The 16,178-nt window shown below is 38.7% G+C and carries 17 protein-coding genes; 7 read left to right on the plus strand and 10 right to left on the minus strand.

Going from position 1 to position 16,178, the window contains the following annotated elements; genetic code table 11:
* The first annotated feature begins 186 nt into the window (after positions 1–186).
* The 3 genes from ACDX78_RS12105 (at position 187) to ACDX78_RS12115 (ending at position 3,234) form a co-directional block, all read left to right on the plus strand.
* Positions 187–1,329 (plus strand): polysaccharide biosynthesis C-terminal domain-containing protein, encoded by a 1,143-nt coding sequence (locus tag ACDX78_RS12105; protein ID WP_486028206.1) that lies wholly within the window; start codon positions 187–189, stop codon positions 1,327–1,329.
* A gap of 5 nt (positions 1,330–1,334) precedes the next feature.
* Positions 1,335–2,072 carry a sulfotransferase domain-containing protein gene (locus tag ACDX78_RS12110; protein ID WP_486028208.1) on the plus strand — a complete coding sequence of 246 codons (738 nt, stop codon included), beginning with the start codon at positions 1,335–1,337 and terminating at the stop codon, positions 2,070–2,072.
* 223 nt (positions 2,073–2,295) lie between these two features.
* Positions 2,296–3,234, plus strand: coding sequence for a glycosyltransferase (locus ACDX78_RS12115; protein WP_486028210.1), 939 nt, complete (start codon positions 2,296–2,298; stop codon positions 3,232–3,234).
* 244 nt (positions 3,235–3,478) lie between these two features.
* Here ACDX78_RS12115 and ACDX78_RS12120 read toward each other — a convergent pair whose 3' ends face one another.
* The 4 genes from ACDX78_RS12120 to ACDX78_RS12135 form a co-directional block, all read right to left on the minus strand.
* Positions 3,479–4,471: a polysaccharide biosynthesis protein gene (locus ACDX78_RS12120; RefSeq protein WP_486028212.1), complete on the minus strand. Its 993-nt coding sequence runs from the start codon at positions 4,469–4,471 to the stop codon at positions 3,479–3,481.
* A 276-nt stretch (positions 4,472–4,747) separates the two neighbouring features.
* A complete protein-coding gene (locus tag ACDX78_RS12125) occupies positions 4,748–6,022 on the minus strand; it encodes a glycosyltransferase family 2 protein (RefSeq protein ID WP_486028214.1) in 1,275 nt (424 codons plus the stop codon).
* Positions 6,023–6,238: 216 nt separating this feature from the next.
* Positions 6,239–6,814 (minus strand): CotY/CotZ family spore coat protein, encoded by a 576-nt coding sequence (locus ACDX78_RS12130; RefSeq protein ID WP_486028216.1) that lies wholly within the window; start codon positions 6,812–6,814, stop codon positions 6,239–6,241.
* A gap of 763 nt (positions 6,815–7,577) precedes the next feature.
* On the minus strand, positions 7,578–7,802 hold the full coding sequence (locus tag ACDX78_RS12135; RefSeq protein ID WP_486028217.1) for a hypothetical protein: 225 nt from the start codon (positions 7,800–7,802) through the stop codon (positions 7,578–7,580).
* A gap of 110 nt (positions 7,803–7,912) precedes the next feature.
* Here ACDX78_RS12135 and ACDX78_RS12140 point away from each other — a divergent pair, with 110 nt between their 5' ends.
* The gene (locus ACDX78_RS12140; protein ID WP_486028382.1) at positions 7,913–8,251 is read left to right on the plus strand and encodes a thioredoxin family protein; all 339 of its coding nucleotides are present in this window, start codon (positions 7,913–7,915) and stop codon (positions 8,249–8,251) included.
* Positions 8,252–8,320: 69 nt separating this feature from the next.
* On the opposite strand, the gene ACDX78_RS12145 is transcribed toward ACDX78_RS12140, so the two are convergent.
* From ACDX78_RS12145 to ACDX78_RS12160, 4 genes are read right to left on the minus strand one after another with little or no spacing between them, the layout of a single operon-like run.
* Positions 8,321–9,535, minus strand: a complete 1,215-nt coding sequence (locus ACDX78_RS12145; protein WP_486028219.1) for an NHL repeat-containing protein — start codon at positions 9,533–9,535, stop codon at positions 8,321–8,323.
* A 13-nt stretch (positions 9,536–9,548) separates the two neighbouring features.
* Positions 9,549–10,370 carry a hypothetical protein gene (locus ACDX78_RS12150; protein ID WP_486028220.1) on the minus strand — a complete coding sequence of 274 codons (822 nt, stop codon included), beginning with the start codon at positions 10,368–10,370 and terminating at the stop codon, positions 9,549–9,551.
* The gene (locus ACDX78_RS12155) at positions 10,367–11,056 is read right to left on the minus strand and encodes an ATP-binding cassette domain-containing protein (RefSeq protein ID WP_486028222.1); all 690 of its coding nucleotides are present in this window, start codon (positions 11,054–11,056) and stop codon (positions 10,367–10,369) included. Before ACDX78_RS12155 ends, ACDX78_RS12150 begins: the two co-directional genes overlap by 4 nt.
* 12 nt (positions 11,057–11,068) lie before the next feature.
* On the minus strand, positions 11,069–11,443 hold the full coding sequence (locus ACDX78_RS12160; RefSeq protein WP_486028224.1) for a GntR family transcriptional regulator: 375 nt from the start codon (positions 11,441–11,443) through the stop codon (positions 11,069–11,071).
* Between the two features lie 193 nt (positions 11,444–11,636).
* Between ACDX78_RS12160 and xth the strand changes: the two genes are divergently transcribed.
* Together xth and ACDX78_RS12170 are read left to right on the plus strand one after the other, a co-directional pair.
* Positions 11,637–12,398, plus strand: coding sequence for an exodeoxyribonuclease III (gene xth, locus ACDX78_RS12165; RefSeq protein WP_486028226.1), 762 nt, complete (start codon positions 11,637–11,639; stop codon positions 12,396–12,398).
* A gap of 92 nt (positions 12,399–12,490) precedes the next feature.
* On the plus strand, positions 12,491–12,886 hold the full coding sequence (locus ACDX78_RS12170) for a hypothetical protein (protein ID WP_486028228.1): 396 nt from the start codon (positions 12,491–12,493) through the stop codon (positions 12,884–12,886).
* 70 nt (positions 12,887–12,956) lie between these two features.
* Here the strand turns inward: ACDX78_RS12170 and ACDX78_RS12175 are convergent, their stop codons facing one another.
* Together ACDX78_RS12175 and ACDX78_RS12180 are read right to left on the minus strand one after the other, a co-directional pair.
* Positions 12,957–13,904, minus strand: a complete 948-nt coding sequence (locus tag ACDX78_RS12175) for an MBL fold metallo-hydrolase (protein WP_486028230.1) — start codon at positions 13,902–13,904, stop codon at positions 12,957–12,959.
* A 122-nt stretch (positions 13,905–14,026) separates the two neighbouring features.
* Entirely contained in the window at positions 14,027–15,328 is a 1,302-nt protein-coding gene (locus ACDX78_RS12180; RefSeq protein WP_486028232.1) for an alpha/beta hydrolase family protein, read from the minus strand.
* A gap of 204 nt (positions 15,329–15,532) precedes the next feature.
* On the opposite strand from ACDX78_RS12180, the gene ACDX78_RS12185 reads away from it, so the two are divergent.
* Positions 15,533–16,147: a spore coat protein gene (locus ACDX78_RS12185; protein ID WP_486028234.1), complete on the plus strand. Its 615-nt coding sequence runs from the start codon at positions 15,533–15,535 to the stop codon at positions 16,145–16,147.
* Positions 16,148–16,178 lie beyond the last annotated feature (31 nt).

A 16,178-nucleotide genomic window follows, 5' to 3' on the forward strand; every position in this document is an offset into this window, starting at 1 on the left:
AGCTGCTTTCCTGTTGTCTTTTTAGAGCAATTTTCATAAGTGTTTTCATACAAATGTTAGTTGAACGAATCGGGCCGTTACTGGCTGTTAGATCTCCCACTTAGCATTTTCATGTTTCCTTCATTCTCGAAGTGGGAGTCTTACAGCCAGTTACACTGCGGGAAACAAGAACGGAGGAATCATTTTATGCTTAACGTACTAGTAACCGGGGCAGGAGGTTTTATCGGAAAGAATTTAGTCGACAGGCTGCATAAGGAAAAAAGAATTTCTATAAAACAATATCATCGCGGGGATGACCTATCACTGCTGTATAAGTATTTAAACGATTCAGATGTGATCTATCATCTGGCAGGGGTAAACAGACCTCAGTACAACACAGAATTTGCTAGCGTTAATAGAGGACTTACTACACAAATAGTCAATTATTTAAGAGAACATCAGAAAAGCCCAAAAATCATTTTTTCCTCCTCCGCGCAAGCAGCGTTTGATACACCATATGGATTAAGTAAAAAGGCAGCTGAAGAAGTGCTGGTAGACTATAGTAAGGACACCGGAGCAGAAGTTTTTATTTATCGTTTGCCAGGTGTCTTCGGGAAGTGGTGTAAACCGCATTATAACTCTGTTGTTGCTACCTTCTGCCATGAAATCTCCCACAATAAAGAAATTGAGATTCATAATGCAGAGAAAATGCTTGAACTCGCGTATATAGATAATGTTGCCAACGATCTGATGGACTGTCTCACACGAAAAATGACGGAAGAAAAATTTTATTATCACCTCAGTCAAACCTTCCATATCACGATTGGAGAACTGGCTCATAAACTTTATGAATTCAAGGGAATAAGAAAATCACTCGTGATACCCGACCTGTCCGACAAATTAACAAAATACTTGTATACGACCTACCTATCCTATCTGGATGAAAATAATTTTTCCTATAAATTGCCGGCACATAGAGATGAAAGAGGAAGTCTCGTTGAGCTAATCAAATCCCGTGAAGCCGGCCAAGTTTTTATGTCAACTTCACGAGAAGGTGTTATAAGAGGAAATCATTACCACCATACAAAAGTAGAGAAATTTTGTGTCATTAAAGGAGCGGCAAATATTCATTTAAGGAAGATTAATTCCGATAAACTAATCACTTATAGCGTATCAGACCAAAATATCGAGATGGTAGACATCCCGCCAGGCTTTACTCATTCTATTGAAAATGTAACGGATGATGAAATAATTGTGTTGTTTTGGGTCAATGAAATGTTCGATGCGGATCACCCGGATACCTTTCCCTTAAATGTCCAGCCGAGTAAAACGAATAATAAGAAAGGATGATAACCATGTCAACAAATAATAAATATATTGTTCAGGAAGATGATATCTGCCTTGTAGCATATCCAAAATCAGGCAACAATTTTTTGCTGTTCCTTGTCTCTATGTTGTTATATCAGAAAAAAATGGACTGGGCTACAAAAGGAGAAATGATACAAAATGTGGCAAGCAAACCAATTGAAAACTTGCCTACTCCACATCTTGTTTGGAGCCATGATAGTTACGATTCTTCCTATCCGAAAGTCATTTACCTTGTAAGAGATCCCAGGGATGTTGTCATTTCCTATTATCATCATTTTAAAAAATATTACGGTAGCAGTCGTAACTTTGATGATTTTTTTGAGGCATTTATGCAAGGCAACATTGGATATAGAATGTGGGATACAAATGTAGCAAGCTGGCTTGATAAACAGGAAGAAGTCAAACATGGCTTTTTGCTTATCAAATACGAAGAGCTGCTTGAAAATACTTTTAAAGAGGCACAAAGAATTGTAGCGTTCCTCGATTTAGACAGGACAGCAAAAGAAATTAATGAAGCCGTCAATTGGGCTTCTTTCGATAATATGAGCGCCTTGGAAAAGAAACAGCAGCACCATTTAAAAGGCAATACACCGAAAAGCAATGATAATATCCCTTTTGTTCGGGAAGGCAAGGCAAACAAATGGAAATCATTTTTAAGTGATGAACAACAGAGACAAATCAACCAATCATTTGAAAAGACTTTATCAAGGTTAGGATATTTATAAAGTGAAACTTCATTCAGTGGGGTTTAGGCCTACAGGACGTAGGCCATGCAGACGTGTGGCGATTTTAGTCTGCGTTCCCCCTCCCCCCACTGAATGTTAGTTGAACGAATCGGGCCGTTACTGGCTGTTAGATTACAGCCAGTTACACTGCGATAAAATGATCTTTTAAAGCGCCTTCTTATCCTGGAGGGCGTTTTTCATTAAGAAAGGCGGTGATGCAGAAATGAAGCTTAAATTATTGCTGATTGCGGCTGATACTTCTCATTTCACAAACAATAATTATGACATTTTGGAAAAAGAATTAGAAAAAATAACGAAGCTAATGATTTATCGGCAATCCGGGCATATCAAGAAAATTTTAAGAAAGATCCCTGAAAAACCGGATTACATTTTAATCATTAATGATATCGGAAATACATTTGCCCCTCTTGTGACCGGCCTATCCAATATCAATATACCCGCTGGGCTGATGGTTAACGATGCACACCGGTTTGTAAGTCAGCGCAGAAAGTTTATTGCGAATAATGGCATCAGCACTTTTTTTGTCATATGCCAGCATAATTTTTATAATAATTATCCTCTTCTAAGAGGAAAGCGGGTATTCTTTCTCCCTCAATTCGCCAACACTTCTATATTTAAGGATTATGGCAGTGATAAAACAATTAATTTAATGATGCTGGGGGAAATTTCCCTTCATCACATCTATCCATTAAGAGAAAAAATCCTGCAGCATTATGCAGACCATCCCGGTTTTTACAACCGCCCCCATCCGGGATGGAGAGACTTTACAGAAAAGCAGTCAAAAAATATATTAATTGGTGAAAACTATGCCAGAACCGTTAATCAGGCGAAATTATTTTTTGCCTGCGGCTCTGTTCGTCAAGTGGTGACCTTTAAATATTTTGAAGTACCAGCCTGCCACACGTTATTAATGGCGCCTGATTTACCGGAACTTCACGAGATTGGGATGAAACCAGGCAAACATTTTGTGGATATAAACGAGGATAACTTTACGGAAAAAGCTGCTTACTACCTTAAAAATGTGAGCGAAAGGGAAAGTATTACAGAAAACGGCTATCGATTCGTTCACAACCATCATTCAACTGCACATCGGGCAAAGCAGCTCATCCGGCAAATAAAAAGTATCTTATCCCATATGTAGCAGTCTTTAACCCTTTAATAACACCTGATTGATCACTTTAGAATCTTTATAGCTTTCTTCTTTAGTCCCTAAAGAAATACCCTTACCACTTTACAGTGATAAGGGTATTTCTCTTTAGGCTGCTTCATTTTATTGATCTTTTCGTTAGGCTGAATTTTAAAGAATTGTTATCTTTGAATCAGACTTAAAGCATCTATTACCATACCAGCCACATCTTTGCGAAAATAACTTTGCATTTAAAAGCTTAGGATGGAATAACATTTGCTTTTATAAGAATTTTTTCAATTTCAGCAGAAGACATTAATTCATCATTGGATTGGTATTGTTGGAAAGTAACCTGAGGTAAGTTTTCATAGTTATTCTTCACATCCTGTGAAGCATCGTCAGGCAGAATAACATAATAGTTTTCATCAAATTGATACGTACTCCGGGATTCGGCATTGGATACTAACACTTCATGAAGCTTTTCCCCCGGCCTTATACCTACTTCATCTATCGCAATCGCTTTTGCGGCAAAGTGTTTTTCCAGTACATCAATCAAATCAACAATACGGCATGCTTTCATTTTCATGACAAACGTCTCTCCGCCAATTGCCTGCTTGGATGCGTATAGCAGTAAATCAATGGCTTGTGAAACCGTCAGGAAGAAGCGGGTCATTTCCTTGGACGTAAGGGGTACTTTGTGGTGATTTTCAATTTGTTCTTTAAAAAATGGAATGACACTGCCATTTGTGCCAATAACATTACCTCCACGGATACAGATAAATCGTGTATGATTGCTCAGCTGATTGGCATGAATAATTAATTTTTCACCGATTGCTTTTGTCATTCCATAAAAATTGATTGGTTCCACTGCTTTATCGGTAGAAACATCAATGACCTTTTTCACTTTTTGATTTAAACTTGCTTTAATAATATTCTCTGTCCCATGGACATTTGTTTTTAAAGCTTCAGATGGCTGGTCTTCACAAATTGGTACATGTTTAAGTGCAGAAAGATGAAATAAATAGTCCACATTTTTCGCTGCTTCATTCACTGCTTCAAAATCTCTCACATCCCCAATCACAAATTTTAAATGAGGATGATCTAAAAAAGCCCTTTTCATTTTCACTTGAGCAAATTCATTACGTGAAAAAACCCTTATTTCCTTTGGCTGAAATGAAAGCAGTTTTTTTACTAGTTCATGTCCCCAGGACCCTGTCCCTCCGGTAATTAATATTGTCGTATTTTGAAACACATTTAAACAACTCCCTCATGCGATAACACCTACTGTTTATATACTCAGGATCATAGACTAAATGAAACAAGGCTGATAAATTTGTTAACCATAGATTCCAGAATAGGTTTCATTATGCCAGTTTGATAACTAAATAGGTTATACCTTAATATATGAACAAAATAGTAGACTGTACATGATAATCGTTTAAAAGAAAGACAAAAGAGGCAGCTGCTGAAGTTCAGGGAAACGAAAATTATGACACCACCCTATTATTTTTTATATAAATCATCTGCGTTATTTCAATGTTCTTAAAAAATCGTTCCAGCTTGAAAGGTTGTTTTTGGTGATACTTTCCTTATGCTCTCTCACGTTGTATACAGTAAAATCATGATATTTAAACCTTGAACTCTCTATCAGTTGATTTAATACACTTACGTCTTCGTAAAGCCTGCCATCCTCAAATGCCGTTACTGGAAAGCCTCCCTGTCTTTTTAATAAGGAGGTCCGATATATTCTTGGTCCGAGTGGAAAACGATAAGAAAGTACATCCTTTTTCCCATTAATTCCGGCGCCCTTTGCAATACCTTTGAATAAAACATCTCCTTCTAACTGCTTCCACTTTCTAAGATTGCCATACAATACAGAAATATCTTTCGGCAAATGCACTAATTGCTTTTTAATTACCGATATAGCATCAGGATCCAGCCAGTCATCAGCATCCAGCTCCAATATAAACGCAGATGTAACATGAGGCAGCAAATCGTTTAACGCTCTTGCTTTACCTTCATTTTGTTTGCGAAATACCTTGACCTGCTCTCCATCATGCCACTGTAGAAGTGGTCGATAGGAACCATCCGTTGAGCCATCATCCATAATTAAAACCTGTTCCGGCTGCTCATTTTGCAGCAGGCAGGATTCAATGGCAGTACCTGTGTATTTTTCCATATTATAATTTGCCATGATAACCGAAAGTGCTGGCGCATTGGTATTAACCTTTTCCAGATTGTATTTTGAGAGCATTTCTTCCCTGTTCTTTTTATTTGCAGAACTATTTCTCTTTACTTGCCTGATCAGACCATCTTTAAATGATTTGAAAGCATTGTCTACAGTAGAAAGCCAAGCTGGAAAAAGCGCTTCATTAAATGGAAGTTCATCTTCAGATAGCAGTTTGTGATGTTGAATATATGAAGTACGAACAAGTAAAGGGTGTTGAATTCCTGTTTGTTTATTGCAGCTGGTTACTAATATTTTTTTTGAGGGGGGCAGATTAAGAGAAACAGCTTCTATAGAAGGAGACAGATAATTTGGATCACGAAGAAATAATAAGTAATCACTTTTTATGAAATTGATTCTATTATTCAGTGTTTCCCCTGCATCATTACTTTTAGTGTGAATAAATTCAACCTGATCCCGACCTTCATACGCATGAATGATGCGCAGAGACATGCCCGGTTTTTGCAGAATAATAACTGAATTCAACCTTGGTTCAAGATTTCTTAAAGATTGCAATGCCCTATCCAATCCTTTCTGATTGGAATAATGAACGAGAACAGCAGTGATATCTTTCAATTGGAATGCTCCTTTCTGCGTTTTATTTGTTATAAAATGAAAAACCGCATGAAATAATTTAAACTCAATTTCATGCAGTTTTTTCATCACAATTTATATTTAATGATAGCTTCCACCTCTAGGTCAGCCTCATTAGATAAAACCTAAAAGAGAATTCTAATGATCAACAGAAACTTTTGGCAGTCTAACTTCAAGATTTGCAGGTTAAGTTAAAATCTAGTGAGCGGAATGAGAACTGGGAGATTCACCTGTTTGTATTGGAGTGATGGGATCCAAGCATGTAATCCCGATAAATTTTTCCACATCGATGGTTATGCAAATACCAGTTTCCTGGAAACCTGTCACCGGATCATCGATGGAAAAAAAAGGGGCAATTGTGTTGCTGCAGCAGTCTATTTCCGGCATTAAAACCCTGCATTTTTCTGTGATCGGCAGCAGTAATTCCACCCTGATACAACAGTCACTGTCTTTCACGAAATGTTTTGCACGGAGGATTGGCGTTTCTGCACTTCCAAAGAAATTTCCGCTTTTTTTACCCATAGGAGCTTGAAACACACCGCTTCCCATAAACGGCTTGCAATCTTCACAGTAAAGAATAAATGGAATGGTCGTGTTCACCGGACCAAGTGAATTACCTTTTCGCAATTGTTGTATGGCTGAATCACATGCGGAAAAACAACTGTCCTCCATCGCTTCATCTTGTACTTTGATGATGCGCGTAATAATATTTTTTACACAATCCTCTGACTTTTTCTTCGGTTCGAGAAACTCTCTGCATCTAGTTTTACCCATAATAACACTCCTCTTTGTAGATAAATACAGTATTATTTTATGCCTGTTCACTTTTAGTAGGTTGTATGTAAGTCTATGTCAAAATAAATTAATAAAATAGACCAGGAATAATTCGCCAAGGTTGTCCAGTTAAAAAATACATTCCATAGATTTTTTTGCATAAGCATCACTATTTACCAGGTCGTGCAGCCAAACAAGTACTTTATTTCATTTGGGGTAAGAAAGCCGGGGAGCAGCCGGCTTTCTTAAGGAGTAATATTCATGGGTAAATCATCAGCAAGCTTGCAGTGATTTATATTATTTATATGTAAAAACAGCCAGCATGTCTCGGCATTTCCCCTATTAGACGAACACATTTTTCCAAAGAACATAGATAATCATTATATTTTTCAAAGTAAATAGACTTGTAAATCACTTCTAAAATATGGATGAAGTACATTATTATGATGAATTCGATTTGAAAATGTGATAGTAAAAGAGGGTCGAAAACGGGATATCGTGGGGTTTCTGTTTAAAGAGGAGAACGAGGATCATTGAAATTCAAGTTCGAATTCTCCTTTCTCAATCAGACAACTCGGCTTTTCGCCCGCAGCAAAGAAGACATGCTGAAAACGACCAAAAGAAGTTTTCAGCGATATCACTTTTGGCCCCGGGAGAAGTGAAGGCGGATTATATTTCCGGAGGGAGTAGTTAGCGCAAGATTTAATCATCTGTCTCAGCCTACACCAAAATAACCTCTTTACCCCTCGGGTAGAAAGCGGGATTATTTTGATTTTGGTTTATCACTTCTATGCTTCCGTTCACTTTGGGAAGCATCCTTGGATTTCACTTTTTTCTTTTCATCTTTGGCTTCAATTTTCAAATCTTCTAAAGGTATATCATCCGCAAATTTCTGGTTTTCAAATTCATCCAGGTTATTTCTTCTCTCTACCCCGCGATCCTGACGGTTCTCTTTATCTTCAGCCGGTGATTTATTCTCTTTAGCCATGTTTTTCACCTCCAATTCCTGTTCTTTCATATTTCCTTTTTTCCATGACGCGTAAACATTCAAAACAAATAGTCCAGCTGGTATAATGTCCTATTAGGAAGGTGATTCCAATAAGCGAATTTACAGAACTGACAAGCATTCCGCAAGTTGACCGGTTTATTGCCGAAAACCAGTTAACTTTTCTATATATTTCCCGTAATAACTGCAGTGTTTGCCATAGTCTGCTGCCGCAAGTAAAAGAATTAATGAATACATTCCCGGAAATTAAATTGGGGCATATCCTTGCAGATGATGTGGAAGAAATTGCAGGCAGATTCTCTGTGTTTACTGTTCCTGTTCTCCTTCTTTTTGTAGATGGAAAAGAATATGTGCGGGAAGCCCGCATTGTTCATATGGATCTTTTTGCAGATAAAATGCAGCGGATTTATGAAAATGTTATTGGGGATTAAAATTAAAAAGTAAGGGGCAGGTGGGACAGTAAACCTGTCCCACCTTGTCTGTGCCTTCCCGATTCTCCACTAATGAACTGTCATATTAAACAAGTGGAAGGATTGTCCGATTGGATTCATATCTCCATTCTCCCCTGTTATTTGTCCTTCATATACTAATTCACCTGATTGAACATCAATGACAAGAATATTTGCAGGTGCATAACTCTCATTGATTTGACTGGCAATATACAATCTGCCATCTTTGATCGCTGTTACCTGAGATCCCATATTCATATTATCTCGTTCGATGGTAAACGACCGATTTTCATCCAGTTTCTGATTTTCCAGATCATAAACAGTAATTTCCAGTCCATTCTCCACTTGATTGGTAAAATACAATGTGGAATCTTCTAGCAATACCGAATGAGATATATCCTTTAGTTCATCAGGCAATTCAAATTCGGAAACTTCATTTGTCTCCACATTAATGGAAGTTACCTTACTTTCTGCAAACTGTGAGTAATATCCTTCCTCATCATTTTCATCTCTTTCCCATTGTTCTATGATAAATATGGCATGGCTATTCGATTGAAGTGTACTTCCGTTACCCGGTGTAAACACATTGGTCATGTTTCTCCCACCGCTGCCCTCTGAATAAGAGACGACCATTTCATCGTTTACGAGGCTCTCCTCCCCAATATCAATATCGTACATATGAATCTCTGTAGAAAAACTGTCAATTGACCCATTTACATGATTGCGTGTAACAACACTTACTTCCTCCTCTGCAATATATATCTGTTCTATATAAACACTGCTATATTTTTCGTTGTCAGGCACGTCCACTGTGAATTCCATGGTATGATTTGAATCTTTATCCAGCACTTCTATCTGTAAAACCATTCCACTTTCCGTTTCGGAGTTTACGCTGGCATGAACTAAATGATGTTCATTTTCAGCCAGCTGAAATATGCTCTGTTTTCCCCTCATAAAATGCTTATATTTTTTCTGATACTGGTTTATTTCCGGAAACCCGAAACCGGTACGAAGCCTATCAAAATAGGATGCCTCCCCGTTATACTCTATCCCTTCTGCCGTAATTTGAAAGTTATCCCCCTTTATGTTTCCTTCTCTGTAATCACCATAAAGGATTAAGTCTTCCAGTTCTTCTTCGTTCCCACTAAGCGTTTTAATCTTATATTCCGGATAATTGACCCCCGCCAGGGCAGATTGAATATAGAAAAAACCAATGGCAGCTACAGTGATAACGGCTATACTAATTGATTTCCAATACTTCTTCATTTTTTCTTCCCTCCTATACCGTGATTTTCTTCGTTAATAAATAATGACTTACCAAGATAGACATCGCTATAACAATTAGGCCTAAAACAGTTTCCACTACCAGAAATTCAATAGGATATAAATAGTCGGTTAATAGGAAGAATGGCCATACAAATAAGATGATCGCCAAAACACCGTACACCGCCCCTAGGAAAATCCCCTTCCAGCGAAAGCTTCGTTCAAATAAAATCGCAGTAAACACAATAAAAACGATCATAAATCCAATTCCGTAATGGATCATAAACTCGATAAAGCTCTGTGGCAGCAAGATTTGGAAATACCTAAAGCTTTCAATTACTTCATTTACAGACATGTCCAATCTATACTCTCTTGGCACTATCCACTTCAAAATAGTGCTTTGCAATGGAATGAGCAATAGCTGCAGCGCGACTAATCCCAGTACCATTAAAAAAATGGAAGTTGCTTTTGCCAGATAGACATTAATTCTGGCAGTCGGCAGCATGAATAACCGGTAAACAAATGTATTTTTTGCAAACCAGTCCCGATACCATATAAAAAAGGTATAAAAAATCAATGCAGCAATACATAATGCGATAGGCCCCATAAACCACAGGCTGAAATTTACCTGATACATACTCATTGGGCCATGCTCATTAATAAACTGTTCCATGGAGCCTCCGTGCTGATAAATCGCTTTATTTGCCTTGTTTACATACTGGTTGGATAGAATAATGGCGCCTGTTACCTGTGAAATTATTGTTATTGCAATCAACACGAAGTACAATTTTATAAAACGACTTATTTCAAAATTCACCAGTTTCAAATACCTGTTCATGCTTTATACACCTCTCTCATGACATCAATAACAGACTTTCCTTCTGTTTCGCGCATCTCTTCTGAATTAAATTGTTTTGAAACTACACCCTGATCAAGCAGAACAACTTTATCAATTAAGTGTTCAATATCGCCGATTTCATGGGTTGTAATAATGACGCCACGATCTTCAATCAGATGGCTGGTAAATACTTCAGCTATCTGTTCCCTGCTGAAAATATCAATGCCGGAAAAAGGTTCGTCCATGAGCACAAAATCCACATCCATTGCCAGGCCAAGCAGCAAATTCACCTTTGCTGTATTTCCTTTTGATAATTCAGAGATTCGATCACTTTCCTTCAATTTGAAAAATCCAAGTATTTCTGTTGCCCGCTCTTGATTCCAGCACTCGTAAAAATCATCCATAAACTCCATGGCACTGGCAATCGTCATTTGCGGCAGCATCGTAATCGCATCAGGGATAAAAGTAATTTTTTCATAGCTTTCTTTATGTATTTTTTCTCCGTTGATTAAAATTTGACCGCTGTTCAAAGGTGCCAGATTCATAATCGCGTTAAGGATGGTTGTTTTTCCTACGCCATTCACACCGATAATACAGGTGATCTCTCCTTTCTCCGCTGTAAAGGAAACACCTTCCAGCACTTTTTTTCTTCCAAACTTTTTTGTGATCTTTTTTACCTCAATCAATCGTATTCCCTCCTAATCATTGCTTTTTCCTTCGTATTTTTCTGCAACAAGCCCTATTATTTCTTCAAGCGACACGTTGATCGGACGAACCGATGCAACAAAAGTCTCCACTGCTTCCGTGATAAGCTCTTCTCTTACTGAGCTCAGGACCTTTTCATCCGTTGTAATTTTACTCGGCTGATTCCGGTCTGTGTAAATCAAACCCTGTTCCTCCATTTCTTTATACGCCCGCTGCGCTGTATTCGGATTAATTTTCAACTGATTCGCCAGTTCCCGACGCGAAGGGATTTCCTGTCCCGGCTCCAGCATGCCTGTTGCCATTCTTTCTTTAAAATGCTGAACCACCTGAACATACACTGGATCCCTTTTGTTAAATTTCACTTCCATGATCGCAGCCCTACTTTCATATTCTGCTGTTCATGTATTAATCGATTAATACACCACACACAAAAAATATGTATTAACCGCTTAATACGCTTTAAGTGTATTATATTCGTAATACACTTCATATGTCAATAACTTTTTTGCCATTTATGCTACAATGGGAAAAAAGTGAAGCAGAGGGGAAATACGGATATTTATGAAACTTGTATCATGGAATGTGAATGGAATCAGGGCCTGTGTAAGAAAAGGATTTATGGATTATTTCCATAAAATAGATGCAGATATTTTTTGCCTGCAGGAAACGAAAGTACAGGAAGGGCAAATTAGCCTGGACTTAGAAGGGTATTATCAGTATTGGAATTATGCCGCACGCAAAGGATATTCCGGCACTGCAGTTTTTACAAAGCAAAAACCGCTGTCCGTCAAATATGGACTGGAAGAAGAAGATACACAAGAAGAAGGTAGAATCATCACCCTTGAATTTGAAAATTTCTACCTGGTAAATGTCTATACGCCCAACTCAAAAAGAGATTTAACCCGGTTGAATTACCGGCTTGAATGGGAGAATGAGCTTTTTCATTATTTATCTGAACTGGATAAAGAAAAGCCTGTCATTTACTGCGGTGATCTAAACGTTGCGCATCGGGAAATAGATTTAAAAAACCATAAAACGAACCGCGGCAACTCCGGTTTTACGATAGAAGAACGAGAAAAGATGACACGCTTGCTGGAATCCGGATTTGTAGATAGTCTGCGTTATTTTTATCCTGAGGAAGAAGGGCTGTATTCCTGGTGGTCGTATATGAGCACAGTCCGGGAGCGAAATATTGGATGGCGGATTGATTACTTTATTGTCTCCGAGAAACTGACAGACAGGTTGAGAGATTCGAAAATACATTCTCAAATTATGGGGAGTGATCATTGTCCAGTTGTGCTGGAAATGGACGATTTAGATTAATTTCAATATAAGTGATGAATGCGTTGAGCAGAATTTTTATCCAGTCAATAAGCTTCATTCCTATAGTAAACTTTAATAAAGGTGTGATTAATTTGAATACGTACAGCAAAACTTTGTTGCGGTTTTCCGCTATCTTCGCTTTTATCGGTGCTTTTATCGGCTCGCACATGGCAGGTGCCGGCGGTTATGAATTCCGAACCGTCCATGCCCATATCCTAGTGGTCGGCTGGCTCACATTATTCGCTTGGGCTGTCTACTATAAAACTTTCACCCCGGGAAGCAAAAAACTGGCAGCAGTCCATGTTTGGACAGCAATTATTGGTGCAATTGGCCTGTCAGGCGGTATGTGGCTGTATTACTTAAGACCATTTAATCTGAATGATACACTGGTTACCATTTTATTTATCGTGGGCGGAACGATCCTGCTCATTAGTTTTGCATTATTTGTTGTGCTGACATTTATGAAAACAGAGGAAGATGAGAATTAGAATCATCTATTTGGTTGGTTAAACAATAATAAGTGGCAGATCTGCTCCATAATAGATCCGCCACTTATTTTTACTGCTTCAGTTTTTGAAAATAATCAATAATACCAAGTGCACTAACCTGCATATCCAGGTTAATTAAAATATAAACTTCATGTTCATCATTAATTCCAAGGCTCTGAAGATGTGCCTTCACCTTTTCGAATAACCTTCCTGAGAGCTCATCATATCCTTTTCCTTCTGCAATAACCTGTTCGCCCTCTTCCACAAATACATCCAGCCATTCAGATACCTGATGGAGTGCTTTTGGCGGATTTTCCGTCATACCGTAGTGACCAAAATAAATTCGCTCCACGTTCATATCAAGCATCCGCTGAATGGCTTCCTGCATGGCAGACGGGTCAAAATGATTGGGAGAGGTAGACGGCAAAAAGAAACCCACGCCATCATAAATGAGCTGCTGATATCGTATGCCAACAGTATCCCCAGTAAAAATACCATTACTGACCGGATCATAAATACTAAAGTGATGCTTGGCATGTCCTGGTGTATACAAAAACTCCAGGGTACAGTCCGGGCCAATTTTCAGCGTGTCCCCCTCGTCTTTTAAAATCAATCGTTCGGCTTCTATCGATACAATCGGATCAAACAATTCGGAGAAACTGTCTCCATAAATCGCTCTGGCTCCCGCTGCTAGTTTTGAGGGATCAATCAAATGCCGTTCTCCCCTTGGATGTACAACCACCTTGGCATTTGGACATTCTCTTAACAACAGCCCTGCTCCGCCAGCGTGATCCAGGTGAATATGTGTCACAATAATATACTTCACCTCATCCAGTGAAAAACCCAAGTCTGCCAATCCTTGTTTAATATATTTAACAGACGGGCTCGGTCCGGTTTCCACAATGGTCAGTTCTTCTTCATCAATAACATATGTACCCGTTCGTTCCGGCACACCTAAATCAAATCCATCGATCAAATGAATACGTGCATCAATTTGGAACGGCTTTTTTTCTTCCATGGAAAAACCTCCTACTATAAATACCGAATTCCACGCCATTTATCCCAATTATACAGGCAAATGCCCAAATAATCGAATAAGAAAAATATAAAGTTTCAAACGTGATTTCCCACGGAAGATAGTTATTCAACGAAATTATTATCATGTAAAAATTCTATAAGCCCACCTATTAACCCTTCTGCCAGTGGAAGATTCGGATCACTATATGTCTCTAAATTCCCTTCCCTATCTTCCGGTGCTTCTTTTAAAATATGATTCATACCTTCAATAAGGAGAAAATCAGCATCTGGTTTTGCCTCACTGAGTCTTTCCGCTTCCCGAGCAGACACCTGCAAATCATTATCTCCATTAACAATCAGTGTTGGTATTTCTACCATTCCAACTTCTTCGGCAGGATCATATTGCATCCACGATGACGTAAAGGCTTGAACCGATGGACGGAAAACACTGTGAAGTTCCTGACTGACATTCTCAACCTCATTTCCATCCTTCCATTGTTCTAAAATATGTTCACTTTCCTCCAGAAGCTCCCCGGTCAGCTCTTCACTCAATTGATTGTATAGAACCTCATCAATCGAATTACCCGCACCGGCAATAGAAACAAAAGCATCCACTTCACTATCCTGCGAAGCCAGCATGCCAGTGAGTGAACCCTGGCTGTGTCCGATGATTCCTACGTTTGTATAGGCATCATCTTCATTTAACAGCTCTACCCAGGAAACAGCATCTGCAACAAATTGGTCAAACCGCATTTCTTCTTCTGCAACTAAAGCCTGCACGTTTTTCCCCGCACCGCGTTTATCATAACGAAGACTGGCTATCCCATTATCCGCCAGACCCTCCGCCAAAAGTTTGAGACTGTCATTTTCCCCCGGAAAGCCCGGCGAATTCCCATCCCGATCAGTCGGACCAGAACCAGGAATGATGATAACAACAGGGAAGGTTCCGTCTCCTTCAGGTGTTTCCAGCTCCCCATAAAGTGTTCCCTGACCTGTTTCTACTTGTAGAAAATCACCTTCTTCTTCCCCATCTGCCACTATCGTCTCTCCCTTATTTAATTGAAAAGGAAAGGTCTGCCCATGCTGTTTGAATGTTCCCGAAATGGTTTCGCCTTCTACTTCTCCATCAAAAGTAATATAATCCCCTTGCATTTCCATCATGAAAAGCAGTTCATTATTTTCCTTTAGGTCTATGGTGGACAATGGATAATTATGTAATTCCTGAACAGGAATACTAATGGTACCTGTCAACTCATTCTCATGTTCAAACTCAATAATGATAGGCAAAGGCTGATTCGGAATTTCAATGGAACCATTCCATTCCCCAGTTAGTTTCTCCTGCACGGTTTCTTCCTCCCCATTATTTTCATTATTACATCCTGCCAACACAATCAATACAATTATTAAAATTATAATTTTCTTCAATTTCTTCCCCCTATAAAACTGTTACTTTCATCTTCTAATAATACGGCCTTCTATGCAGGATGGTTTCGCCGAAATTTTCTCATCACTCCTCTATCCAGTTTATGCATATGTTCTAATTTTTTAATGCCCTTTCTATATTATGTATAATGTTTTAGTTTTGGATAAAAATAATGTTGATATGAATATATTCAAGGAGGAAACAGCATGCATAATCAGCAGCAAAGTCAAAATATGCAAGATTCCAGTCAAATGCCTGCCAATCAAAGCTTTGGCGGCCATGAAATGTTTGATGCCCATGAGGCCATTTCCAGTTTGGTCGGAGGAATGGAGCAATACTTACTATATGAGCAGCACATTCAAGATCCTGAATTAAAAACAATGCTTCAGCAGCATCAGACTTATTTATCTACGCTTTATAATACACTTGTAGAGACATTGAAAACCGGGCAGGATCCGACAGTAAAAACGCAAACCTATAATATGACCCAGGACAATAATGTCATTTATGGTATGCAGCCATCACAGCCGACTACGCCTGCGCAAACTGTGAATGAAATTAATGATCAATGTGTTTCCAGCTATATGATGAGTTGTTTAAAGGAGTCAGCATCTGCTTTTACAACTACCGCACTGGAAACGACCAACCCTGTCATGAGAAGGGTTTTCGCAGACAGCATCCCTAACCTGATCGAGATGGCTTATGAAGTATTTTTATACCAAAACAAAAATCAGTATTATCAAGTGCCTCAGCTGAAACAGCAGGATATGCAGCAATATATGAACAGCTTTGGTCCAATTCAGGGACAAATGCCGCATTAATCGTTAGAAGACATTACAAAACAGAAATGGC

Source organism: Virgibacillus oceani (assembly GCF_041521345.1).
In the GTDB taxonomy this organism is placed as follows: Bacteria; Bacillota; Bacilli; order Bacillales; family Amphibacillaceae; genus Virgibacillus_N; species Virgibacillus_N oceani_A.